Annotated in this window: 23 protein-coding genes; 9 read left to right on the plus strand and 14 right to left on the minus strand. The window is 47.0% G+C overall.

Going from position 1 to position 25,262, the window contains the following annotated elements; all coding sequences use genetic code 11:
* From L4D06_RS17570 to L4D06_RS17585, 4 genes are all read right to left on the minus strand, one after another.
* The coding region (locus tag L4D06_RS17570; RefSeq protein WP_489685847.1) for a transposase at window positions 1–527 on the minus strand (527 nt) is incomplete at its 3' end.
* A gap of 267 nt (window positions 528–794) precedes the next feature.
* Window positions 795–1,238, minus strand: a complete 444-nt coding sequence (locus tag L4D06_RS17575) for a hypothetical protein (RefSeq protein WP_429740560.1) — start codon at window positions 1,236–1,238, stop codon at window positions 795–797.
* Window positions 1,239–1,296: 58 nt separating this feature from the next.
* Entirely contained in the window at window positions 1,297–1,617 is a 321-nt protein-coding gene (locus L4D06_RS17580) for a hypothetical protein (RefSeq protein ID WP_429740561.1), read from the minus strand.
* 101 nt (window positions 1,618–1,718) lie between these two features.
* A complete protein-coding gene (locus tag L4D06_RS17585) occupies window positions 1,719–2,288 on the minus strand; it encodes a hypothetical protein (RefSeq protein WP_429740562.1) in 570 nt (189 codons plus the stop codon).
* A 273-nt stretch (window positions 2,289–2,561) separates the two neighbouring features.
* On the opposite strand from L4D06_RS17585, the gene L4D06_RS17590 reads away from it, so the two are divergent.
* Complete coding sequence (locus L4D06_RS17590) at window positions 2,562–2,702, plus strand: hypothetical protein (protein ID WP_274166849.1); 141 nt, start codon at window positions 2,562–2,564, stop codon at window positions 2,700–2,702.
* 329 nt (window positions 2,703–3,031) lie between these two features.
* Here L4D06_RS17590 and L4D06_RS17595 read toward each other — a convergent pair whose 3' ends face one another.
* The 9 genes from L4D06_RS17595 to iolD form a co-directional block, all read right to left on the minus strand.
* Complete coding sequence (locus L4D06_RS17595) at window positions 3,032–3,370, minus strand: thioredoxin family protein (protein ID WP_429740563.1); 339 nt, start codon at window positions 3,368–3,370, stop codon at window positions 3,032–3,034.
* A 54-nt stretch (window positions 3,371–3,424) separates the two neighbouring features.
* Window positions 3,425–3,622, minus strand: a complete 198-nt coding sequence (locus tag L4D06_RS17600; protein WP_274166847.1) for a CPXCG motif-containing cysteine-rich protein — start codon at window positions 3,620–3,622, stop codon at window positions 3,425–3,427.
* An 86-nt stretch (window positions 3,623–3,708) separates the two neighbouring features.
* Window positions 3,709–4,080 (minus strand): hypothetical protein, encoded by a 372-nt coding sequence (locus L4D06_RS17605; RefSeq protein WP_274166846.1) that lies wholly within the window; start codon window positions 4,078–4,080, stop codon window positions 3,709–3,711.
* A gap of 288 nt (window positions 4,081–4,368) precedes the next feature.
* On the minus strand, window positions 4,369–5,538 hold the full coding sequence (locus L4D06_RS17610) for a Gfo/Idh/MocA family protein (RefSeq protein WP_429740564.1): 1,170 nt from the start codon (window positions 5,536–5,538) through the stop codon (window positions 4,369–4,371).
* Window positions 5,539–5,601: 63 nt separating this feature from the next.
* Window positions 5,602–6,453, minus strand: a complete 852-nt coding sequence (locus tag L4D06_RS17615) for a class II fructose-bisphosphate aldolase (RefSeq protein ID WP_274166844.1) — start codon at window positions 6,451–6,453, stop codon at window positions 5,602–5,604.
* Window positions 6,454–6,477: 24 nt separating this feature from the next.
* Window positions 6,478–7,335, minus strand: coding sequence for a 5-deoxy-glucuronate isomerase (locus tag L4D06_RS17620; protein WP_274166843.1), 858 nt, complete (start codon window positions 7,333–7,335; stop codon window positions 6,478–6,480).
* Window positions 7,336–7,390: 55 nt separating this feature from the next.
* A complete protein-coding gene (iolC, locus tag L4D06_RS17625) occupies window positions 7,391–8,425 on the minus strand; it encodes a 5-dehydro-2-deoxygluconokinase (protein ID WP_429740565.1) in 1,035 nt (344 codons plus the stop codon).
* The gene (locus tag L4D06_RS17630; RefSeq protein ID WP_429740566.1) at window positions 8,418–9,593 is read right to left on the minus strand and encodes a Gfo/Idh/MocA family protein; all 1,176 of its coding nucleotides are present in this window, start codon (window positions 9,591–9,593) and stop codon (window positions 8,418–8,420) included. Before L4D06_RS17630 ends, iolC begins: the two co-directional genes overlap by 8 nt.
* A 38-nt stretch (window positions 9,594–9,631) precedes the next feature.
* A complete protein-coding gene (gene iolD, locus L4D06_RS17635) occupies window positions 9,632–11,485 on the minus strand; it encodes a 3D-(3,5/4)-trihydroxycyclohexane-1,2-dione acylhydrolase (decyclizing) (protein ID WP_429740567.1) in 1,854 nt (617 codons plus the stop codon).
* A 303-nt stretch (window positions 11,486–11,788) separates the two neighbouring features.
* Here iolD and L4D06_RS17640 point away from each other — a divergent pair, with 303 nt between their 5' ends.
* The 6 genes from L4D06_RS17640 to L4D06_RS17665 all read left to right on the plus strand — a co-directional run bounded on the left by L4D06_RS17640 (window position 11,789) and on the right by L4D06_RS17665 (window position 17,722).
* Window positions 11,789–12,679, plus strand: a complete 891-nt coding sequence (locus L4D06_RS17640) for a TIM barrel protein (protein ID WP_429740568.1) — start codon at window positions 11,789–11,791, stop codon at window positions 12,677–12,679.
* Between the two features lie 86 nt (window positions 12,680–12,765).
* Window positions 12,766–13,902 (plus strand): ABC transporter permease, encoded by a 1,137-nt coding sequence (locus L4D06_RS17645; RefSeq protein WP_274166838.1) that lies wholly within the window; start codon window positions 12,766–12,768, stop codon window positions 13,900–13,902.
* A gap of 55 nt (window positions 13,903–13,957) precedes the next feature.
* Window positions 13,958–14,761 (plus strand): ATP-binding cassette domain-containing protein, encoded by an 804-nt coding sequence (locus L4D06_RS17650; RefSeq protein WP_274166837.1) that lies wholly within the window; start codon window positions 13,958–13,960, stop codon window positions 14,759–14,761.
* A gap of 129 nt (window positions 14,762–14,890) precedes the next feature.
* On the plus strand, window positions 14,891–15,859 hold the full coding sequence (locus L4D06_RS17655; protein ID WP_274166836.1) for a sugar ABC transporter substrate-binding protein: 969 nt from the start codon (window positions 14,891–14,893) through the stop codon (window positions 15,857–15,859).
* 191 nt (window positions 15,860–16,050) lie between these two features.
* The gene (locus L4D06_RS17660; protein WP_274166835.1) at window positions 16,051–17,100 is read left to right on the plus strand and encodes a LacI family DNA-binding transcriptional regulator; all 1,050 of its coding nucleotides are present in this window, start codon (window positions 16,051–16,053) and stop codon (window positions 17,098–17,100) included.
* Window positions 17,101–17,218: 118 nt separating this feature from the next.
* Window positions 17,219–17,722 (plus strand): M48 metallopeptidase family protein, encoded by a 504-nt coding sequence (locus L4D06_RS17665; RefSeq protein WP_429740569.1) that lies wholly within the window; start codon window positions 17,219–17,221, stop codon window positions 17,720–17,722.
* Between the two features lie 46 nt (window positions 17,723–17,768).
* Here the strand turns inward: L4D06_RS17665 and L4D06_RS17670 are convergent, their stop codons facing one another.
* Entirely contained in the window at window positions 17,769–19,724 is a 1,956-nt protein-coding gene (locus L4D06_RS17670) for a methyl-accepting chemotaxis protein (RefSeq protein WP_429740570.1), read from the minus strand.
* A gap of 534 nt (window positions 19,725–20,258) precedes the next feature.
* Between L4D06_RS17670 and L4D06_RS17675 the strand changes: the two genes are divergently transcribed.
* Both L4D06_RS17675 and L4D06_RS17680 read left to right on the plus strand, forming a co-directional pair.
* Complete coding sequence (locus L4D06_RS17675) at window positions 20,259–21,629, plus strand: MATE family efflux transporter (protein WP_429740571.1); 1,371 nt, start codon at window positions 20,259–20,261, stop codon at window positions 21,627–21,629.
* A gap of 446 nt (window positions 21,630–22,075) precedes the next feature.
* Entirely contained in the window at window positions 22,076–24,865 is a 2,790-nt protein-coding gene (locus L4D06_RS17680; protein ID WP_429740572.1) for a calcium-binding protein, read from the plus strand.
* Window positions 24,866–25,262 lie beyond the last annotated feature (397 nt).

The raw sequence follows: 25,262 nt of genomic DNA on the forward strand, positions 1-25,262 counted from the left end.
GCTTTTTCATCGAGTAACGCCTGGCTTTTAAACCGGCCTTCCCAGAAATGACCGGTGCATTTGTCTTCGCGGTTAGCTTCTGACGCAATGTGTTGGTTTAACAATCGCATGAACCAACTGATTGACATCAGGCGCTCTCGCCACACTTCAATCATGTCACTGCATCTTTCCGCTTCCGATTCTGAAAGCTCATCGCCTTGAACAAACCGTTGAATGAGGGAGGGCCCTTGATGAAAGGCCAACCAGCGCTCAACAACATCATGTTGGCTCAATTTTTTGGCTTTCTCAGCATTGATGTGCAACACCACATGATAGTGATTACTCATGATGGCATACGCACAAACATCAATACAGAATGCGTTGGCTAAGGCCAACAGGCGATTCTCAATCCACCCTCTGCGGTGTTCATAGGATTGTTGTGCTTGTTCATCATATCCACAAAGAAACGTGCGACGAACACAGCGTGAAACGCAGTGGTAATAAGGAGTCGCGTCGATGCTGATGAGGGATGAACGGGCTTTAGTCATTAGTAATGAAAATGGTTGGCAATCAAACAATATGAAAAGGATATCGCTCAAAAGGCAACCATTCATCTTTAATGAGCGCCTTTGAGCTTGGGGACACTAATCACATGTAATTGATAGCATGATACTTTTCTTAAAGTGCCTGTCCCCAATATTGCGTGCCCAATATTGCGGTCCCCAATATTGCGCCGTATTTTTTGAGCGCAGCGAGTTAAAACTAAAGCCGCGAAGTTTTTTTAGGAGGTATAATTCAATCACATCAGCTTTTCTCTAAGACTCAGTATCTACAACTAATATACTTAGAGCATATTCCGGAAGTATTAGTGCTTCATCGAAGTAGATTTCATGGTAAACTCTGGGTTCTATCCAACCATTACCTCTTAAAAGCTCAAAAATTGAACGAAAAATAGAGCCGCCAAATTTAATTGTCGCAACCTCGTCACCTTCAAAATAGTAGGACAAGCCTCGTACTATTAGTTCTATTTTTGTCTGAGATTTCCCACCAAGTATCCATGCAGATTTTCTCCAATTCAGGGAAACTCTATTCAAGCAATCATTGAGGAAAAATACACGACCATATTTAATATCGCATACTTTGACGCCACAACTAAAAATTTGATACCCATTACCTATACCACCACAACATAGCTCTAACTCTATATCTATATCAGCTTCCAAATCATTTGAGCCTAGATAATATCGGATCCTTGCCATTTATTTGTCATCCATAAGGCATATAAAGTCGTTTTATCGTCCGCCTTCAAAGCCCTTGTTATACGAGGGCATCCAAAAATTGGACAATTCTAGTTACCGACAAACTGACGCCTTCAACAATTGCAGTTGCAGCATCTGGAATAATTTCGACTGTATACTCAGTTACTCCATCAGGGTAGCGAGACAATTTTAGAATGATTGAATCTTGTGATTCACCAGCTGAACGCAAATCCCATATATTGCCTTCGAGATTTAGGATAATTTCGTTGGTCTCAATGTCGATGATTACTGGTGCGTACACCCAATGAGACATTCTCATTTCATGAGGTGTTGTGCTCAGCCTGTATTTTCCACTTAGGAAATCTAGGACAGTCTCCATGCCTATTTCTCGTATAACGCTGAGCTAAGCCGCACAAAACCTTGGCATAAACTTTTGCGAAGCAAAAATGCCGAGCGTTGAGTGTCGGTTTGAGCGTTTTGTTAAATATCTTGTTCAAGTTGATAACCCAAGCCAGCAATAAGCCCATTGACCTGAGTATCATCTAACACAAATTTGGGAATGTACTGCATACCTTGAGGTATATCCTTAACTGGAGAAAGCATAGCCCCACGCCCTAGACCAAAATTTGATTCAATAAACTGTCTCAACACACTTGGATGCTCTAACGAGTATGCTGTTCTAAAGATTGACAGATCACCGATAAAGCCATCTATTTCTATCCAGCAATGACCATCCCACTTTTGATTTAGAAATTTTTCTGTGCTTCCGCTTACCGATATATTTTTCTTACACTTGAAAACGCGCTTACCTTCAATTTTTAGGTCACCAGCAACAACAATCGCAGGGATGTCATAGTGATCATTTAACATGCCAGCCCATGCTGCACTCAACATGGCACATGCACCAAAACTAGGCTGTACGGTAGACATTATATCTTTGGCTGTTTCAATTAACGGCTGAGGTGAATCTAAATTGAAATGTTGAAACTTTCTTGCCTCTTGAACACCACGAGATCTGGCGGTCAATTGCTGAATTACCGATGTTCTCATTTTTCCTCCTGGCATTTAACAGTGTATTAGACCCAAAAATGGTGTAATTAAACACACCATTTAGTCCAATAACAACAAACTGCCATTCTACCATTAAGCGTAACGTTCTGTTTTATAAAACTAAGATCTGACCTGAAAAAGTCACGTTGTTAAAAAGAGACAAACCGGTGTATTTGAAGATTATGCACCGTCACCATCAGGGCTGCATATTTAACCAGTACTTAAAACACGACAGATACGTTATCGGTCATTAGCTGAGATATGGGAAATTCAGTGGCGCAGAATTTTGATGAGTTTCTACTCTGGCTCAAAAAAGGGGCAGAGCCTTCTTACGCTACCGCCCTTCACTTATCGGCACGCAACACGCCATCACTGTCTGAATTATTCGGCGGGAATGTACCACGAAGTGCATAAAGCAATACTTGATTTTGATCTCAGGGCTGAGCGAGTGATTAACGATTAAACGAAAGATGGGAGCAGGATTTGTTTGGTGAATGCATCGCACCTGAAATATTGGCTAAACATGCGTTGGGGCATTTCTTACACGGTAATCTAGGAAGTTCAGCAACGATGGTGGATGGTGAACGTTGTCGAGTAATAATGAACGTAGGAGCCTGCTCAACATGCTTTTCGTTAAGTCATCTCGGCGTTCTGTTATCGCCAGCGATGGCTAACATCACGAGCAAGACTAAATAGGAGTGCAGGCCCACATCGAGGGCCTACATAATGTGTTGTTCGGGTCGCTAAGCGTCGGCGGCTTGCAGCAGATCTTGCACCTCGTGTGCCTCTGTGGGGCGAACAACGCGAGCGACTTCTACACCGTCTTTTAGCACAATCACTGTTGGCCACAGCTTGACTTTGAAATGACGCCCCAATCGCTTTCCTTTGCCATCAAACACCTTGATGTGCAGCATGGTCGTTGGTTCGAGAATTTCCCTGATGGCAGACTGTGCCCCTTGGCAATGAGTACACCAAGGTGCGCCAAATTCGATGACCGCTAGGCCGGTAAGGTGAGTGACATCCTCGACTGATGGTGCGTCTTCTTCGTAATCAGGTTTGAACCCGATTGTTGATGCTTTCATTGTTTGTTCTTCCTTGAAGCGTGCAAGTTTTGTTGCTGTTGTAAGAGACGTCTCTCAGAACGCATCATTTTCGTGATGCACTGAGATATATAGGTTTCCATCGTTTTCTTGTTGGATGAAAAAGGTAATAGGTCGACAACATACTTGGCAGTCTTCGATGTATTGTTGTCCGCTGTCTTCACTGTCGATAAGCACTTCAATAGATTCGCCGCAATATGGGCAATCAATGACTCTTTCTTCCAGTTCCGTCATTCACGATTTTCCTATTTTCCTTAGCAACCCCACAAGACTGGACATAGTGTCAGTGATGCGCGTTGAGTTGAAACGCAGCGTACACGTTAAATCCAACGTTTGATGGCGTCAGCCGTGTCACTTGGATTGGTATTAAAGCAAATGGCGGCTTCAGGGGCTGCCATGTGTGCGGCATTGACCAGACGTTCAAAGACGAGGAAATGGTCGTCATCTCGACGCACGCCTGCACCGATTAGCACACAATCATAACCTTGATTTTCCAACGCTTTTGTCGCGGTTTCGAATGCCGTTTCACCATCACGAATATAGTGAAGCACCACGTTGTAGCCGAGAGATACCAAATTGTCTCGGTCTCCTTCTAGAGCGGCAAGGAGCTTCTCAGCGCTCATTCCAGGCCATTTGTCGTAGTTAACCACGTCTGGGTGCCAACCGAAAAGTGCGACTTTTTTGTCACTCATAGATCCTCCAATCTCTATTGATTTACGCTCCCAATGTATCGTTAATTGGGTGGTGGCTGTTGTCTGATTTATAAGCTTAGGTTATCTATTTGCGACGAGGAATATGTTGTCGCGACACTTGCTACGTAGAAGTCGTGAAGAGGCAGGGAAAGCAAAAGTAGGAAAATCAGAATGAAAAAGGCGAGCAGGCCGACGACCGGTTAACTGCTCGCAAAGCATGGTAACGATAGAATCATTGGACGAGAGGCGTCTCGTATTGAAACGCTCAAAGCCGCGTCATACTTGGTATTAGGTCAGGTTTTTTAGTGGCTCCCATTTACCGTCGTTTTCTGATGAGCGCACCGCGGCGTAAACAAAGGCCATTCCATACGCACCATCTTCAACGGTGGGGTTGCAGAGCGTTAAAGGGTTGGGTGTTTCACCCAAAATGTCATCCACGATGTTAGATGCAAAATCGTAGTAAAGATTGGCAAACGCTTCGCGGTAACCTTCTGGGTGACCAATGGCGACATGAGAGACGCGCTCTCCAGCGGCAGTGAGCCCCACGCCCCCTTTGGTGAGCACATAAGCCGGTTGATCTAGCGGTTTAACCCGCAGTTCATTGGGCTGTTCCTGATGCCACTCTATGCCCCCTTTGGTGCCATGTAGCGTGACGTTCAAGCCATGAACACCACCTGCTGCGGCCTGCGTTACCCAAAAAACACCTCTGGCGTTGTTGGGGTAGCGTAGAAGAATGCCGCAATAGTCATCGGCAGTTCGGCCTTCGACCACGGCGGTGACATCGGCACTCAAAGACGCCGCTTCCATCCCCATGACATAGCTTGCCAAATGATAGCTGTGTGTAGCGATGTCTCCCAGAATCAGGGAAGGGCCAGCCAGTTCGGGTTTCATGTGCCAGTTTGACCCAGATAGCTCTGAGTCGGTGAGCGTCGCTAGATGCCCCTGCACATAGTTACTTTGCACCATAGTGATGTTACCGATAACGCCTTGCGCAACCAGCTCTTTCGCTTCTCTCACCATGGGGTAACCGCTGTAACCATAGGCCACACAATATCGTTTTCCTGCGGCCTTAACGCGTTTGACCAAGTCAGCAGATTCCTCTTCTGTCATGGTAAGAGGCTTTTCACAGAAGACATTAAAGCCCGCATCTAAAGCGCGAATTGACAGAATATAATGGCTGTTATTGGGTGTCATGATGGCAAGCGCATCAATTGGGTCATCCACGTTTGCTTCACCGGCAAAGAGGGCATCTGGGTCGCCGTATGGGCGGGCGATCCCCATGGCCTTTCCTGCCGCAATTGAACGTTCAGGGTTCGAGGAGAACACGCCAGCGACCACATCGAACTCTTCATGCATGGTCGCTGCTGAACGGTGGATGGAACCGATAAATGAATCAGGGCCGCCACCAATAACACCGAGTCTTAATCGTCTTCCTAACTTGCGGTGTGCCTTACTCATTGTTAAATCCTTTTTTGAAGACAGCGCCCAACCAATGTTTGATTCAACGCGTTATCCTGTTGGTTACTTAATAAGTGGTCGACGACGTGCGGCGAGCAGCGCAATGACACGGGCTGCTTCGGCTTGCAGCGCAGGCATGGCTTCACCGGAGAAATACTGACTATCGTATTTGTTGGGCTCTTGCGCCATGCATTCACGAATCGCATTTCCAAAAGCCATGCGAAGGGTGGTGCCAACATTAAATTTTGCAACTCGCTGCTGCTTAAGTTTGAGCAGATCGGGCTCGGCAATACCTGTGGTGCCGTGAATGACCAAAGGTAGCGTTGTCGCCATTTCAATTTGCTTTAACAGCTCGAAGTCGATGGGGCTATTCGCTTCTGTTTTTCGGTGCACATTACCCACAGAGACAGCGAGCGCATCAATCCCACTTTCTTGTGAGTAGACTGTGGCTTCCGCCGGAATAGTGGACATAGACTTGATGTGATCACGCCCTTCTTCGTAGGGTACAGAGCCCAATTCGCCTTCCACGGAGACACCCACCGCGTGCGCAACATCGACCACTTGGCGAGTACGGCGAATGTTTTCTTCCAGCGGCAGTTGTGAGCCATCAAACATCACAGAGCTAAAGCCTGAATGAATGGCGCGATAAACGATTTTTTCTTCGTAGCAATGGTCAAGGTGAACAACCACAGGCACAGAGCTTGCTTTTGCCATAGGCACTAACAGGCCTCCCATGGCTTCTACACCAGCCAGATCTACCATGTCTTTGTTGACGGCAAGAATGACCGGCAATGACAGTGATTCTGCAGCTGCAATAATCGACTTTGCTTCTTCGATACCAAAAACGTTACAGCAGGCCACTGCGCCGTCAGATACCGCAGCACTTGGGAGTAACTCATTCAGATTGACTAGCATCAAACCGTCCTTTATTAATCGCGACTACTTAAATTTAGCAACCATGTCTTTGATACCTGGGATAGTGTGCACTTGATACTCATGATGAGGGTCGAAGTGCTGTACCAGCGATTTACTCGTTTCACCGACTATGATGGTGAAGTAATACATTTCGTACCCAGGTGCGGCGACGGAAGGGTGGTAGCCTTTGTCGATGGCTATCACGCTGCCAGTGCGAACATGGTAAACAGGGCCGCAGTCGTCTTCATGTTCATAGAGAAATTGCGCGCCAAAGCCAAAGTCAGGATTGAATCTGAATTGGTAGACTTCCTCGTAGCGCGTTTCAGTAGGCGGACGCTCTTCGTCATGCTTATGAGGAGGGAAACCCGACCAACCGCCAGCGCCTACTGTAAATAGCTCACTGACCATGAGACGTCCGCGCTTGTCGGCGTTTTTCTGCCCAAGGATATGTTTGATTTTACGGTGTGTTTTGGTGTCGTCACTGCCGTATTGAATTTTGTCTGTCTCTTCAGGTTGCACAGCGAAAGCCGAGAGCGCTTGGCCTGCCTCTTGTTCGAAACGACCGCCTGCAATCATCACATCGGCGTTGTCAGACACGCATGTAACGGTCACATTGCTTCCCACTGGGGCATAAACTGCTGAAGGGTCACCGTCCCAAACCGACGCGCGCTTACCAATGCCAGAGAAGGTTTCTTCGCCTACCGTGATGTCACAAGTACCGCCTGCAAGTACAACGGCAGATTCATAATCGTCCAGTTTATAACTGTGACTTTCGCCTTTGCTCAGGCGAACAGGGTTGAAGTAACAAAGTGGTGTGGTGTCGTCGTTGACACCAACAATTGGCTCATTTTTGTTATCAAATGGTGGGATATGTTTTCCCATGATCTACTCCTTAATCAGTTTCTTTCCGCGTCCTTTCCCCGACAGGTTTGGGGAACTAAGGCTGCGTTGAAAATTGGTATCCGTGGCTTTCCATGAAATCTTTCAATGCAGGCAGAGTCGACATGGCATCTCCGCATGTATCGCCAGTCACATTGATAGCCGCATTCGCAGCGCCCATGGCGGCGGCGTCTTGAAGTGTGTAGTGATTGAGCAAAGCAAAAAGGAGCGCTGCGGCGAAGGCATCTCCCGCACCATAGGGTTTTCGCGCCTCGACTTTGAAAATTGGCTGTGAGCGCTTGAGTAAGTTGCCGTTGCCATCAAGCCCGAACAGATCGCAGCCTTCCGAGCCTGCTTTGATCACCACCAGTTCCGTACCGCCGCTCAGCAATTCGGAGGCGGCATTGATATGACTCTCCTCGTTATCATGAGGAATACCCATTACTTCGTATTCTTCGCGATTGCCGATAACGACATCACTTAACGATGCCGCTAAGCGATAGTAATGAGCGGGATCTGCCGCTGACGCCCATGAGTACGGTCGATAATCCAAATCCAAGACCACTAAGGTGCCTGACAGCTGCGCCGTTTGCATGGCGGAAAGAGTGGCTTCTCGCGATGGGCTGGTGGAAAGGGCAGTGCCGGAGACAAACAAGCAATGCGCCGACGCGAGATACTCTGCGTCGATGTCGGTTGTCATGAGCGCGAGGTCTGCTGCGTTATTACGATAAATCACCACTTCGGGCTCTGGGCGTAATTCTGCAACGGCAAGACTCGTGCGGTATTCGCCAAACAAGGTTTTCACGCCTGCCAAATCGATGCCTTTTTCACGCATGTAATGGCGTACATACTGACCTTGGGCATCGTTAGATAGGCAGCCAATGAAGCCTGATTTTGCCCCCAAGGTTGCCAATCCAATCGCCACGTTGGCTGGCGACCCGCCAACACATTTTTTGAAGCTGGTTTCTGTGGTGAAATCCGCACCATCTGTGTTGCCATAGAAATCGACACCCGCGCGACCCAGACAGATCACGTCGAGTGGTCGCTCAATGTTTTTTTCCCAGCCAGAGAGATGAATTTGTGTATCAGTCATAGTCCACCCATATCGCGCCATTGTCAGCAGACTTCACGCAGGCATTGACCAGTTTTACACCGTCAATACCGCCATCAATATCGGGGTACCAATGGCTTTTGAGAAAGGCGTGATCACCACGATCGAATGCATCAATGGCGAGTGCATAACGGTGGTATAGGTTCGCCCATGATTCGAAAAAGCCTTCAGCATGACCACCACCTTGACGGTTGCAAGACACGCCTGGAACGTCATTGTAAAGATAGCCCATGCCGCGTTCGAGAATACGAACAGGCTCTCCTTGTACTTCATATCTGAGCTGGTTGGGGTATTCATCCCACCACTCTAGGCTGGCTTTTTCACCAACAATTCGAATTTTTTGCTGGTGCATAGACCCTGAATTGACGGCACTTGCCCATAACGTGCCAACCGCACCGCCTTCAAAGTTGAAAACCACATGCGCGTTATCTTCAAGAGGTGCACGAGACTCAATGAAGCTCTGGCGCGAACACATCAAAGACTTCACTTTCAAACCCGTGATCAAACCTGCCATGTAGAAAGGGTGGGTGCCACAATCACCAATGATGAAGCTCGGCCCTGAAACCGCAGGGTTCATGCGCCATTTGGCGCCGGGATTGTCTTTTTCAACTTCGAGGTTGTGAAAGCCGTGAGCGAAAGACATTTGAACCACGCGTACCGCACCAATGTCGCCACGTTGAACCATTTCTCTGGCTTGTTGAACCATTGGAAAGCCGGTGTAGCCATACATGACGGCGATCATTTTGTTTTGCTTTTCTGCCAGCGCTTTTAATTCAATGGCTTCTTCTACATGGATCGTTACGGGTTTTTCACACACTACGTGCAGCCCTGCTTCTAGCGCCGCTTTTGCAATTTCGGAGTGAGTGGAGTTCGGCGTGGCGATAGAGACGGCTTGAATGCCGTCTTCGCGCTTTGCTTCTTCCGCAAACATGGTTTTGTAATCGGGGTAGCAGCGGTCGGCGGCGAGCCCGAGATTCATGCCGAACTCTTTGCCACGCTCAGCATTGAGATCGAGTGCGCCAGCAACAAAACTGAACAACCGATCACGCTGCGCGGCGGCACGGTGTGAATAACCTATTTCGCTGCCACGACCGCCGCCGACCATGCCCCAACGAATCGGGGATTCAAAGTGCATTTCTTCATTGAACATAGTGCGCTTCTCCTAAAATCTAATCCGTTAGGTAAAAATCACACGCCACGGCGTTGATGTTTACGGCCTTCTTCCCATTGGTCTCGGGCATTGGCAATGTTTTCGTTGTCGGTGACTTCTGACAAACCCACTTCCCACCATGCGTCACAAGAAGACCACACGGTGTCATCAATGTCGGTGACGATGACATAGGTTTTGTCGGACGCTTTGGCGCGTTCAAACGCCGCTTCAAAATCACTGAGACGTTCAACTTTTTCTGCGTTTGCCCCTAAGCCGCGCGCATGGCTGACGAAATCGACGCGCGGTAAATCGTAGTCACGCTCTGTGGTGCAATCTTCGAGTTGGTTATTAAATGCGGTGTTGCCCGTGTTGGTTTGAAGCTTGCGAATCACCGCGAAGCCGCCGTTATCACACACCAGCACAATCATTTTATGACCCGTGAGCACGGAGCTGTAAATGTCAGAGTTCATCATCAAGTAAGAGCCGTCTCCGACTAGGACGATGGATTCATGGTCTGGACGTGCAATTTTATTGCCCCAGCCTGCTGCAATTTCATAGCCCATACACGAGAAGCCAAACTCGACATCAAGCGAGTAGGGGTAGCTTGCTTGCCAGTTCATGTTGAGTTCAGCAGGTAAACCACCGGCGGCTGTGACAACGCGATCACCTTCGTTTACCAGGGTGTTCACTTTGCCAATGATTTGCGCGTATGAGGGGAGATCTGTCTCAGTCGCTGCGGTGCGCTGTTTGACGACAGCTCGCCACTCCGCTGTTTCTGCGGCGGCCTTGTCTACCCAAGCGCTCTGTGTTTGCCAGTTTCCTAAGCGTTCACTGAGCGGCACGATAGCGGCCTTGGCGTCAGAGATAATGGATTGCGCCATGTGTTTTGTGGCGTCAAAACGTCCCGCATTGATGCTAATGAGCTTCAAGTCAGGGTCGCGGAAGACGGTCCAAGAACCTGTCGTGAAATCTTGAAGGCGTGTGCCGATAGCGATCACGACATCGGCGTCTTCACACATGTGATTGGCGCTGTTCGACCCTGTTGTGCCGATAGGGCCACAGTTAAGCGGGTGATCGGCACTGAGCAAGGTACGACCCGCAATGGTTTCCACCACCGGAATCTGGTGTTTCTCCGCAAACTGAATCAATGCATTTCGTGCGCCAGAATAGGCCACGCCACCACCTGCAATGATCAGCGGTCGTTTAGCCTTTTTGATGGCTTCTGCGGCTAAATCCAATTCAATGGGTTCAGGTTGAGGGCGACGAATACGGTGCACTTTGGGTGCAAAGAAACTTTCAGGGAAGTCCCATGCTTGGCCTTGCACATCTTGTGGCAGGGCAATCATTGCTGGGCCACAGTCCGCTGGATCTAGCATGGTCGCAATGGCTTGTGGCAGCGCAACCATGAGTTGCGATGGTGCATTGATGCGATCCCAAAAGCGCGTCACGGTTTTAAACGCATCATTCACCGTGAGTGATGGGTTCGCGAAATGCTCCGTTTGTTGAAGCACTGGGTCAGGCAAACGCGACTGAAAGGTATCACCTGCTAACAACAAAAGCGGTAATCGGTTGGTATGTGCAACCCCTGCCGCGGTGATCATATTGGTTGCTCCGGGGCCAACAGACGAGGTAGCAATGCCGATGCGACGACGCTGATTGGCTCGTGCATAAGCCACGGCGGCTAGCGCCATAGATTGCTCGTTTTGTCCGCGCCAAGTTGGAAAGGTAGATTGATTTTCATACAACTGCTGACCAAGGCATGTGACATTACCGTGGCCGAAAATTGCGAATGCACACCCGAATAAAGATTCATTTTTCCCATCAATTTCAATCTGTTGTGCAGCCAAGTAACGGACAAGTGCTTGTGCCGTTGTGAGTCTAATTGTTCCCATCTGTGTTCTCCCACTCAGATTCTTACATCCCTGCTTTGATGAAATAGTAGCCTTGTATTGAAAATGTTTTCAAATGGTAAAGATTAAAAAATCAGACATAGCGCACATTTTATATTCAATTTGAGTGACTGAGCGTTTAATGCGCAAATGTGAGACGGCCATTTCGTTGACAAATTGAAATCAATACCATAAATGTTTAAAAAGTGTTAACAACAATTTAAATGTTTTCGCGGCGATGGGGGTGTTGGAAACCTAGCGTCATTGAGACACCAAATAGAATGAGTAGAGAGTAGGAGGCTGGCTTTGGAATTAAAAATCGCCAATGCACCGTGTTCATGGGGAATTGAGTTTGCCGATAATCCGGCGAACCCGACATGGCAGACAGTGCTAGATGAAATTGCGGGTGCAGGCTATGGCGCCACAGAGTTGGGGCCGCTTGGTTATTTACCCACTAACAAAGATGAGCTGAGCGCGGCGCTCTCTTCAAGAACGTTAGGTTTAGTGGCTGGGACATTGTTCGTGCATTTACACAAAGCGGAGGAAAGAGAAGCTATTTTCGAAAAAACGCACACAACGTGTCAGATCCTTCAGCAACAGGGGGCTAAGTTTTTGGTGGTCATTGACCATGTGTCTTCACCGCGAACAGATGAAGCTGGGCAAGCCGACACGGCAACACGACTCAATGATGAGCAGTGGGAAGCCATGATGGTGACGTTGAGGGGAGTAGGCGAAATCTGTGCGCAATATGAGGTTACACCAACCCTCCACGCACACGCTGGTACTTATATCGAATACCGCGACGAGTTAGATAAGGCGATGCGAGACCTTGCACCTGAACTGATGTCATTGTGCGTTGATACGGGTCATTGCGTTTATGCCGGCATGGATCCGAGTGAAATACTGCGAACATACAAAGATCGCGTTAAGTATCTACATTTTAAAGACATCAATGCAGACGTTCTCGCGGCGTCAGTGAAAGCGGGAACCGATTTCTATACCGCTATTGGCAACAATATTTTTTGCCCGCTTGGGCAAGGATGTGTCGATTTTGCAGATGTTCGCCAAACCTTGATCGATATTGATTTCAAAGGCTGGGTGACGGTTGAACAGGACACGGATCCTACCGCCAAAAGCGACGCTAAAACAGACGCGGAAAAAAGCCGATCTTTTATTGAAAAAGCGGTTATTCATTAAGCGAATATGCGACGAAACAGGATGTTGTGCATTCATCTGAATTTAGGCTTTAGGCCAGATTAGAAGCAAGGAATTAGGAGGCAAGTATGTCGGTAAAAGAAACCGCGCCAGAAACGGAGACTCAACCAGCAGGTGGAGCAAATGATGAACGAGTTCGTAAGGTTTCCTTTGTAAGCGGGCTGCTATCTCGCCCTGAATTGGGTTCGGTATCAGGTGCAATTTTGGTTTTTGCTTTCTTCGCACTGGTTGCGTGGGATTCAGGCATGTTCAATGCCGACGGCATCATGAACTGGACAACGGTTTCAGCACAGCTAGGGATCATTGCCGTGGGTGCGTGCCTACTGATGATTGCAGGTGAGTTTGACCTCTCCATTGGTTCAATGATTGGTTTTGCTGGGATGATGATTGCGATTCCGGCCGTGTACTGGGGCTGGCCAGCATGGGCTGCGATCCTCTTTGCATTTGCCGGGGCAATGGCAGTCGGCTTTTTGAATGGTTACATCGTGGTGAAAACGGGGCTCCCTTCTTTTATCGTATCACTTGCTTTCCTCTTTATTCTTCGCGGTTTAACCATTGCACTGTCAATCATGCTAACTAACAAAACCATCCTGTCTGGTGTGGGTGATGTGGCTCAAGGTGATTGGTTGGCATCCATGTTTGGTGGCGAAATCGGAACGGGGTTATTCACCTGGCTCGGCAACATTGGTTGGATTGAAACCTACACTGACGGCACGCCTGTGGTCACGGGCATTCCTATGGTCGTTGTGTGGTGGTTCTTGTTGACTGCAGTGTGTTCATTTGTGTTGCTGCGTACTCGCTTTGGTAACTGGATCTTCGCTTCAGGTGGCGATGCTAATGCGGCCAAAAATGTCGGTGTACCGACTGACCGCGTGAAAATCATATTGTTCATGTTTACCGCTTTTTGCGCCACGGTATTTGCGGCTTGTCAGGTATTTGAATTTGGTTCAGCGGCTGCAGATAGGGGCTTGTTGAAAGAGTTTGAGGCCATCATAGCGGCGGTCATCGGTGGTGCGTTGCTCACGGGTGGTTATGGGTCAGTGATTGGTGCTTTCTTTGGCGCATTGATTTTCGGTGTGGTGCAAATGGGTATCTTCTTTACCGGTGTGGATTCAGATTGGTTCCGCGTTTTCCTCGGTGTAATGCTCTTGATTGCAGTGTTGTTCAACAACTTCATTCGCAAGAAAGTCACGAGCGCGCGATAGCAGAGTGTGAATACATCTGACTGTCGAACTGAAAACGGAATTTAGGAGAAACACAATGTCTGAATACATTCTCGAACTAAAAAAAGTCAGCCGTTATTTTGGCTCTGTTATCGCGCTAAAAGACATCGATATGGAAGTCAAAATGGGCGAAGTGCATTGCTTGCTCGGTGATAACGGCGCGGGTAAATCCACGCTAATTAAAACCTTGGCTGGCGTGCATACACCGTCTGAAGGGGAGTTCTTAATGAACGGCGTGCCGGTGAAATTCAAATCACCACGTGATGCGCTGGATGCGGGTATTGCAACCGTTTATCAGGACTTGGCTCTAGTGCCTTTGATGAGCGTTACGCGCAATTTCTTCATGGGAAGGGAGCTGACCAAGCGTATTGGTCCTTTTGAAGTGTTTGATACAGCACGCGCCAATGAAATCGCCAAAGCCGGTATGAAAGACATGGGTATCGATGTGCGAGACCCAGAGCACCCGATTGGCACGATGTCTGGCGGCGAACGCCAATGTTTGGCAATTGCACGTGCTATCCATTTTGGCGCAAAAGTGCTGATTCTGGATGAGCCAACCGCCGCGTTGGGTGTGAAGCAGTCAGCCAACGTGCTTAAAGTGATTGCGCGAGCACGTGGTAAAGGGCTTGCGGTTATTTTGATCACTCACAACGTTCACCATGCTTTCCCCATTGCCGACCGTTTTACCTTGCTGAATCGTGGTAAGAGCTTGGGCACATGGCTGAAGAAAAATGTCACGCGAGAGCAAATTCTAGAGATGATGTCCGGTGGACAGGAGCTAGAAACGCTGGAAGCAGAATTAGCAGAATTCGAGCGCGCAGATACTGCCGAAGCGAATTAAGCTTTTAGTAAAGCAATAAAGAGTAAGAAAAGGGCAGCGATATTGCCCGACCAAAACGCCGTGGATAAGTGGACAAAAGGAAAACCTGTCCCTTAGCCATGACACAATAAGTAGATTGGAGAACACTGGATGAATACCCTACTTAGATCTGTAGCAAAGAGAGCATCGGTACTTGTTTTGGCTTTAGCCGCCAGCGTAGGTGCAATGCTTCCTGGCACCGCATTTGCAGAAGGCGAGCGTTTCGTAATGATTAGCCATGCGCCTGATTCAGATTCATGGTGGAACACGATTAAAACGGCGATCAACCAAGCTGGCGATCAGTTAGATGTAGAAGTGGAATACCGTAACCCACCATCAGGTGATTTGGCGGATATGGCACGCATCATCGAACAAGCGGTAGCGTCGAACCCACAAGGCATTATCACAACGATCGCAGACTATGAAGTGCTGAAAGGTCCACTTGAGAAAGCGCGTAAGAAAGGCATTCCAATTGTTACCATGAACTCAGGCACCCATCAGCAAAGTGAAGATTTAGGTGCCATTCTTCACGTGGGTCAACCAGAATATGATGCGGGCTATGGCGCAGGTAAACGTGCGAAGAAAGACGGCGTAACCTCTTTTGTGTGTGTTAACCACTACATCACAAACCCAGCCTCTGTTGAGCGCTGTCAGGGTTTTGCAGATGCATTGGGTGTAGAGCTTGGTAGCCAAATGATCGATGTTGGTCAGGATCCTACGGGTATTGAGAAGAAAGTATCTGCTTACCTTCGTGCAAACCCAGATACGGATGCGGTTCTAACGCTTGGTCCTACATCTGCACACCCAACTATTCGTGCGTTAGAGAAGACGCGTCGTCTAGGCGACATCTACTTCGGTACGTTTGATCTGAGTGGAGAAATCGCTCAAGGCATCAAAGATGGCAATATTCAGTGGGGTATTGACCAACAGCCATTCTTGCAAGGTTATGTACCTGTCATGGTTCTCACCATGTATAACCGCTATGGTATTGCACCTTCAAACAACATTAACTCTGGTCCTGGTTTTGTGACTAAAGAGAATGTTGCAATGGTTGAAGAGTTGGCTGGCGAGTACCGCTAACCATTTGAGCAGTGAAGGGGTGCTATTTCATCCCTTCTAACCCCTTCACTGCTTCAAGAATCCATGCTCTGTCGTTACCCAGAGCTCAAAAATATTAAATGTCGTTGTATGAGTGAAAACAATTTCATTATGATAGTACGTTCGTCAAGGAGCCATTTTCCGACACTCTAAACAGTTCAGCAGGGAAGCATATGACATTCAGTAAGCCTGTTTCGACCGTTGACAGCACACCTGTCAAAAAGCGAAAAGTCACTGTGGTTGAAGTGGCAGAGGCAGCAGGGGTTTCTGTGTCTGCGGTGTCCCGTGCATTTAACCCTGAAGCAAGCATTTCTCGTCCATTGCGAGAGAAGGTGTTTAAAGCGGCGGCTTCACTGAACTACAAACCCAATCGCTTAGCTCGAGGCATTAAATCGCGCTCCAGTCTTGTCGGTATACTGATGACGGACTTCAATAACCCTTTCTATTTGCCTATCCTCAATAGTTTTACGACCGAGATTCAACGCCGAAACTGCCACAGTTTGCTGATCAATGTGAATAGTGACATGGATATTCAAGAAGCCGTTGAGTTGGTGATGGAGTACAACGTGGACGGGCTCATCATTACATCTGCTTCATTGCCTGAGCAATTGGTGGAAGCATGTAAGTCCCAAGATACTCCCGTCGTGATCTTTGGTCGTGATTCGCATGAAAACAGTGTCACTGTGGTGAGTTGTGACAACGTGTTAGCAGGTCGAATGGCGGCAGACATGCTGCTTGATGCTGGTTATGATCGACCTGCATTTGTGGCAGGACCCATTGGCACGTCAGCAACTGTGGATCGCCAACGCGGGTTTATCAGTCGTTTGATGGAGCGTGGTTGCAATCAATGGCAAGTGGTTGAAGGCGGAGAATTTAGTTATGACGCGGGATACGACGCCACACTGCGTATTTTCAAGGGTACAGAGCGCCCTGATGCCATGTTCTATGCCGATGACATCATGGCTTGTGGTGGTATGGATGCTTTACGTTATGAGCTTAACGTGAAGATCCCAGATGACGTGGGTGTTATTGGGGTCGATGATATTCGCTTAGCAAAAAGTCGTTCTTATGACTTGTCTACGATCCGACAACCGAACGATCAGATGATTCTGTCGAGCATTGATGCATTGTTTCAACATATTGCTGATCCGAATCTCCCCGCTCAATCGATTACTCTTCCTTGTGAACCTGTGGTTCGAGGCTCTACGAAAAAAGGGCGTTGAGTCTACGCCGTTGTGTGTGCATTTATCCGTGACGGCATCTCATCGATTTCTGTCACGCTTGGGGATCGTTAAAGATGCTGATAGCATACGCGTCCAATTCGCGTGACATGAACCAGCAATGAACCCATCTCTTCGTTATTTGAATGGCTACCCAGAACATTTAATTTCTCAAGTTGAACCTCTCGTAGAGAGCGGGAAGCTGGGGATGTGGCTGGCTAAGCGTTACCCTGATAAGCACGCAATTACGTCAGAGAAAGCGTTATATGACTATGTCATGGCGTTCAAAAATCAATACCTCAAAAAATCTTCGCCGATCAGCAAAGTGGCTTTCGATGGAAAAATCCACGTGGTGAATAATGCGCTAGGTCTACACAGTTTTGTTTCGCGTGTTCATGGTAATAAACTCAAAGCAAAGAACGAGATTCGCATTGCTTCTATGTTTAAGGAAGCGCCTGAACCTTTCTTGCGTATGCTGGTGGTTCATGAATTGGCACACCTTAAAGAGAAAGAACACAACAAAGCTTTTTATCAGCTTTGCTGTCATATGGAACCGGACTATCATCAGTTGGAATTTGATGCTCGTTTATACCTTATTCACTTGGAATCGAGTAAAAAAGGATAAAAAACGCGCTCATATGAGCGCGATTTATCGTGAATAGTTTGGCTGGCTATCCAATGGAGAATTTACCCACGATTTGATTCACGCTCGTTGTGATAGTCGTTAAGCCTTGTGCTTCTCGTGATAACTTCTCAGTGCCAGAGGCCGTACTCTTGCCCAGTTCGTTTAGCTGTTCAATCGCCTGATTGATATTGGTCACCACACCATTCTGTTCTTCTGCTGCGACAGCAATTTGATGATTCATATCACGGATGTTGGATACGGACTCTGTGATAGATACCAGTGCATCGCGCGTTTTGTTCGCTTTTGATGATGTCTCTTCTGCTTCTGTTGCACTCTTACGCATTGATTCGACAGAACGCTTTGATTCACTTTGAAGTCGCGTGATCAGCGTTTGGATTTCTTCTGTGCTTTGCTGGGTGCGACTGGCAAGGCTTCTAACTTCATCGGCGACAACGGCGAAACCTCGACCTTGCTCACCTGCTCGTGCAGCCTCAATCGCGGCGTTCAAAGCGAGTAAGTTTGTTTGTTCTGCAATGCCTCTAATTGTATCCAGAATGCTACCCACATTTTTGGTTTCGGTTTCTAGATTCTCAATCACTTGGCTGACCTCACCGATATTCCCAACCAAGTTTTCAATACTTTGGCGGGTATCATCTAGCACACTTTGTCCTTCCTGAGAGTAGCGATCCGCTTCATTAGCAACGTCTGACGCTTTTTGAGCGTTCTGAGCAATGTCGTCAACCGTTGCGGTTAATTGATGCATTGCCGTTGCGGTTTGGCTTAGTTGGTCTGCTTGAGATTCGGTGTTTTGCGCAGTCTCTTCCGTTACATTGACCAACGTTCCAGACGCATTGTTTAATGTGTTAACGGAATCAGAAAGTTGAACCACTATTTCTTTAAGATTTCCGTTCATTTCTCCCATTGCAGCATAGATACCCGTCGCTTCACCTTTGCTATCAAAAGATTGCGTTAAATCTCCTGTGGCGATGTTACGAGCAATTTCTTCTATTTGGCTCGGCTCACCCCCAATCGGCTGACGAATAGCTCGAGTTACAAAGAGGCTTAGAAAAATACCGACAAGGATAGCGAGGCCAGACACTGTAATAACAGTTTGAACCGCAGCTTCACTATCAGATTGAGCTTCAGGCCCGAGAGTGTCCTGTGAGCTTCTTATGGAGGCTTTAAAATCGCTCAGGTTTGTCGTGACTTGAGGGCCAATGACGTCAAGCGTGCCTGATATGCGATCGTTTCTTGTGTGAACAATCTCTGCAGTTTGTTGTAACGCCGAAATATAAGAAATGTGGGCGTTTGCGAAGGCATCGACCATGGCTGTTTCTTCTGTTGAAGTGAGCAGACGTTTTAAGTTATCGAGTGGAGCGGTGACCGCATTCAGTTCTGTCAATGCACGAGCGAGATCGTTGTCTGAGTTACTGATCAGAAATTTGGCAGCAAAGAGTCGTCCTAACAACAGTTTTTCCTGTGCATTCGCCGCATAGAATAGCGAGTCAACCTCACGGTCTGCTGCGGAGTCTTCGATGATTTTGGTCATCATTTGACGCATTTTAAGACCATTAGGGTCCAGGTCTTGACTAACGACTGTATTTCTACTGGCAAAATCTTTAACAACCAAAGCGAATGTCTCACCGTAGGTGGTCATAAGTTGCTTTGACTCATTCAGTTCATTAATTCGGGTGGCATCTGATTCGTGCGAAAGCATGGAGTCAATCACTTGATTGATGCGTTCGATATCATTCTTAACCTTCTCTATTTGAGCAGGGTCTTGGGTTTTCAAAAATTTCAACGCGGATAGTCGAGCGCTAAGAAGTGTCGCTTGAGCTTCACTGGCTTCATTAGAACTTCGAGCGAGCCCGCGATAATCGGTAAAGTTTTTAAATCCTTCTGATAGGCCACCATAACCAATGACAGAAACGACGAGCAACAAAACCAATACTGCAGCAAAAGATACGGTAAGTTGTTGTGCAAGCTTAAGTTTGCTTAACATTTTAGTCTCCCGCTAAAAGGGGGGGGTAAAAAAAGAGAGCCGCAAAGGATTTGATCTGCACGAGTGTTCTCAGCTGCAGAAATCACGGTTGTCGGCTTAGATAAACGCTATTTGCTCTTAGAGCGAAGGCTTCTTACAACAAGCACAGCCTGTACAGAAAGTATTACTGAGTATGTTGTCACCTAATTAACAAATAGCGCAAAAGTAAGATGTTGACCACTTTATATACAGGGATATCCAAATATAAGGATGTGCATTTCTGCTCGAAGTTACTCGCTAGACTACGTTGCCCAGAAAGGGCTTTTAACTCTCTCAAATAGCCAATCTACAAAAATGGCCCACGTAACTGTATAGAAAAGAACGACAGGACGATAATGCTCATCGAAAGATGGCCCCCTATAGCATCGATGTGTTGTTAATCGCATTATTTTTCAATTAATTACATGTATTACAGGTCACATTTCCTTATGGTTATCGCTAATATAGTAAACGTAATTCTTTACTATGTTAGCGTTATGCGCAGGAGAGGGATAAATGACAACCGAGCAGAATTACGGGTATTTTTTAAGGCGAGTAGCGCTACTTGGCTTCCCTCTGGTGTTGCAAAGCCTGTTGTTTAGTAGTGCAGGTTTTATCGATAGCCTTCTGGTGAGTCAATTGGGGACACAGGAAGTGGCGGCATCTAGTATTGGTGCGCGTGTGTTCTGGTTCGCAGGGATTTTTATTTGGGGTATGGGCACTGGCATGGGAGTGCTACTCGCTCAATATTGGGGAGCGAAAGATGAACAGGGCCTGAGAAGAAACTTTGCACTTGGGTCAACGTTTTCCACATTGGCTTCAGCTTTGATTTTCTCTCTTTGTTGGTTTTTCCCGTCAACTATTCCTTCTTTGTTTAAAGTGTCAGGTGAAACCGCCACGTTAGCTGCAGATTATCTACAAATCATCAGTATCGCGCTACTGCTTGCAGGACCTACGATTTCTATGGATTCGGCGCTTCGTTCACTGGGCAAAACCAAAGTGACACTATATATGTCTATTGCCGAGATTGGCGTAAACATTGGTTTGAGTTTCGTTTTGATCTTTGGTTACTTTGGCATGCCTGAAATGGGATTAATGGGGGCGGGCGTAGGCACCTTGAGTGCGAGGGTTTTGCGTGTCGTACTTTCCGTTTTAACCATTCACTTCTTTAATCCCGTTTTGATATTAAAGCCTAAGGATTTTGTATTTAGTCTTAATACGGTAAAACGCTACCTCAATATTACTGCTCCTATCATTGCAGGGAGTTTGATGTGGAGTGGGGGCATTTTTACCTATCAACTTATTATGGGCCGGATGGGCGAGACTGAACTCGCAACAATGGCTATTATTTCTTCTCTTGAAGCGATGACATTATGCGTTGCTTCGGGTTTGTCTGGTGCAACTGCCATCATTGTAGGCAATGCTCTGGGCGCAAATAAGTTGGCGACCAGCGAACGTTATGCGCGTTATGCGCTTGCTACGTCCGCGAGTGTAGGCACGCTTTGTGCTGTGCTAGTACTACTCTCCCAGGGTGTCATTTTATCGCTATATACCCAAGTTAGTGCGGATGTGATTGCTTTGGCGGCGCTTTGCTTCCCAGTTCTAGCGGTGAGCACTGTTGTTCGGAATATTAATATTACGCTTATCGTTGGCGTTTTACGCGCAGGTGGCGATGCCAAATTTTGTATGAATATGGATGTGGTGTGTCAATGGATGTGGGCGGTTCCTATGACGGCACTGGCTGCTATGTGGTTTGAACTTCCGTTGCAGTATGTCTTTTTGATGATGACCTCAGAAGAGATTGTAAAACTCTATCCGACGATCAAACGAGTATTCGGGAATAAGTGGGTGAACAACTTGACTGAAGACAAAGCCGCGAGTGCCTAGTCAGTCATCAGTATACTGAGCATCTTGATGTTGCTTGGGTATACGCAACCAATTTGTCTGAAAATTAACACGCAAAGCCTTATTGTCTGGATGTTTTACAGTCCTCGCAATATTCTCATTTATTAAGCAAAAACTGCCACTAAATTTGTCATTTATTAAGGGCTGACTCATGTGGAGTCATGCTTTCTTAATTAGTTGGTTGGTTTTGATTAACGAAAAATGATGACTTTATACTGAACATTGTCCCTTGGTATTGCTGCTGAGTGTCTTGTCATTAAAACTCTTGTCACAAGCACCGCTGAATGAATGTTAGTGATCTCTAATTTGAGATTAGGGTTTGATGCTGAGACTGCGATTTGGGCTCCTATGTCCATAATACCTCTTTGCTTTTTTAATTCGTCATGCATTCAGCGCCATAAAAAGTAGAGTAAAAAGAGGACAGGGACATGGCAACGATTGACGGTACCAGCGGCGCAGACTTCTTGTATGGTTCAGACACTACTTCGCCTAATTTGTTAATGAACGGCGACTTTGAAGCTTGGGGTAATGACAGCAGCGACCAATGGGGTTTGTTTCACGACCATCAAGTTGCGGGTTGGTACACGCCAGGAAGGATGAAAATTGAGCTTCAACAAGGCGATTTCGGCGGTACACCAGACAATGATGCGTCAAATACTGTCCTTGAGTTGGACTCAACTGGTAACACTTGGGTGCAACAAGATATCGACGTCACTAACCTCACTACGGACGGCGATGCATCTATGACGCTGTCTTTTGATTATGCCAACCGCTATAAAGGTGATAATCACTCGACAAGTCAATTCCAAGTTAAAGTGATGGATAACGACGGCAACGTGCTGTACACCAAGTACTTTGACAATACCCAGTCTAATGAAAGCTACCTTAACTTCGACGTTGACTTCTCGGTTCCTCAGGGAACAACGGGCGTCACTTTGCGTTTTGAAGGTAAAGGCCAATCAGACAGCTATGGCGCTTTGATCGACAATGTATCCCTGACCAACAATGCGTCAGGTAGCCTTGATGATACGATCAACGGCTTTGAAGGCGATGATCACATTGATGGCGGCCAAGGCAATGACACGTTATACGGTGGTGAAGGAAGCGACACCATTAAAGGTGGTGAAGGCGACGATACCATCTACGGAAACAATGGCTTTAGCGACGGTACGCGTGAGTTATTAATTAATGGTGATTTTGAAAACGGCTACGGCGACAACACTACTAACCAATGGGGTTTGTTTAATGACCACCAAGTGACGGGTTGGTATACGCCGGGCACCAATAAAATCGAGCTTCAGCAAGGTACGTTTGGCGGCACGCCACAAAACGACGTGACCAACACTGTGCTAGAACTTGATAGCCACAGAAACACTTGGGTGCAGCAGGACGTAAACATTACGGGTCTTGCTGATGATGGTGACGCAGTACTGTCCTTGAGCTTTGATCACGCGAACCGTTATCGTGGTAGCGACCATTCAACCAGCCAATTTGAAGTCAAAGTGTTCGACCAAGAAGGCAAGGTTATCTACTCGAAGTATTTTGATAACACGCAAGCCAATGACCACTATGTATCGTTTAACGCTGACATTGTTATTCCTCAAGGCGTAGACTTTGTGACTATCCGTTTTGAAGCGGAAGGTCGATCAGATAGCTATGGTGCGTTGATCGATAATGTGTCACTTAAACAAAAAGTAAACGTTGAAGATGACAATGACACCATTTCTGGCGGTGCCGGTAATGACACCATTTACGGTGAGAAAGGCGACGATACGATCGATGGCGGTGCGGGTGATGACACCATTTTTGGTGGTAATGAATCAACCCGCGTTTTTGAACTCTCTCATCAAGATGATGCCACTGTATATACACTTCAAGGCGAAGATGAAGTCACGATTTCATTGAGTGACTTTACCCATAGTGCTGCATATAACAATAGTGTCGGTTACTACGTATTTGACGAAAATGGCAACGTTATTCGTGCAGCTGTAATTGTTGATAATGTAAAAAATATCACAGACGTGAGCGTTGACATTGATGTCTCTGGTGGCGCGTCATTTGGAATGTTCCTTATCCCAAATGGCGACCGTAAAGGTTTTGATGTAGGAGACGTGGAAATCGACCTGTCTGGGTCTAGCTCTACTATCACTCAAGGTAGCGCGAGTTCGGTAGTTTACGTATCAAATGCCGCAGAAAATGGCGATGGAAACGACCACGAAAATGTAGACGGCAACACGTCATCATGGGAAGACCTTTGGAATTTGGGTGACCGTGACTTCAATGACACAACCTTTAGCATCACGGTTGAGCAAAAGAAAGTGTACTCAGACAATGACACTATCAATGGTGGCGAAGGTAACGACGTTATCAACGGTGGTGGCGGTGACGATGTGATACACGGCGACGCTGGTGAAGACAATATCAAAGGCGGAAACGGCGATGATATTTTGTATGGCGATGCGGGTGATGATGTTATCAACGGCGGCAACGGCAATGACACAATATACGGTGGTGATGGCGACGACCTTCTCATTGGAGCAGGTGGTGATGACTCGCTGTACGGTGGCGCAGGTAATGATGTGCTGAGAGCAGGTTATGACAACGACATCGTGATGGATGGTGGTGCAGGTCTCGATCTATATCAAGGTAGTGAAGGTAATGACACCATGTTCTTCGACCAAGAAGATTTCTCTGATATCGCCTTCTTGCAAGAACACGGCACCATTTATATTGGTAATCGCGGGTTTGACCAATTGATTGTTGAAGGCGATGCGAATGTTGACTTAACGGGTGAATCCTACGGTGTTGCTGATGATGCCCTTAAACCCATTGCCAATGTTGAAGCGGTTGTTGCCGGTGAGGGCGAACAAACAGTGACAGCAAACGCGTTTGCGATTGCGGCTCAGTCTGACCCACTGCAATCTGAAACACTCGTTGATCCTGGCGATTGGAACGGATTTGTTGCTTACTTGGGCGAAGGTGACGATGTCTTTAATTTGGATGCGTCGGGCTGGACCTATGATGAGTCAGCTACGCCAACGGCAGAATTGTCTGCGGATATGATTGCGTTTATGGATCTAACTGCTGCTCAGGCTAGCGAATTAGATGCGTATGTCTTTACATATTCTTCTGGTACTTCAGTGACCATCTGGACTGATGCAGAAAAAGTCTATCAAAATGGTATTGAAGTTGGTGATGACATCTTCAACGTGAACTAAACCTTGTTCAAATGAATCATCTAAGCCCAGCCAAGTACTGGGCTTTTCTATTTCCGTCCATATTTCATCTGCTCATTGGTAGCAAATAATTATCGGTCCTCATACTTTATTGCACATCAGGCGATGCCAAGACCATTTTTCTCTCGTTTCAAACAGCCTATGTTGATACAAAATTTAGTCCCCCTGACGGTTAAAACCTGTAATCACAGGAACCTATACACAGTGCCGACAGACTGTATTATTTTGATGCTTTACTAATCAGTACACTGGTACTTCATTGCTTTACTCATTATTTCTTATTAATCCATGCCACTGACTTTGCTATGAAGATGCCGCATAACCATTGTTTATGCGTGTCTTATCTATAAAGCTATTGTCACAGCATGTACTGGATGTA

Origin of the sequence: Enterovibrio makurazakiensis (genome assembly GCF_050336585.1) — a bacterium.
In the GTDB taxonomy this organism is placed as follows: Bacteria; Pseudomonadota; Gammaproteobacteria; order Enterobacterales; family Vibrionaceae; genus Enterovibrio; species Enterovibrio gelatinilyticus.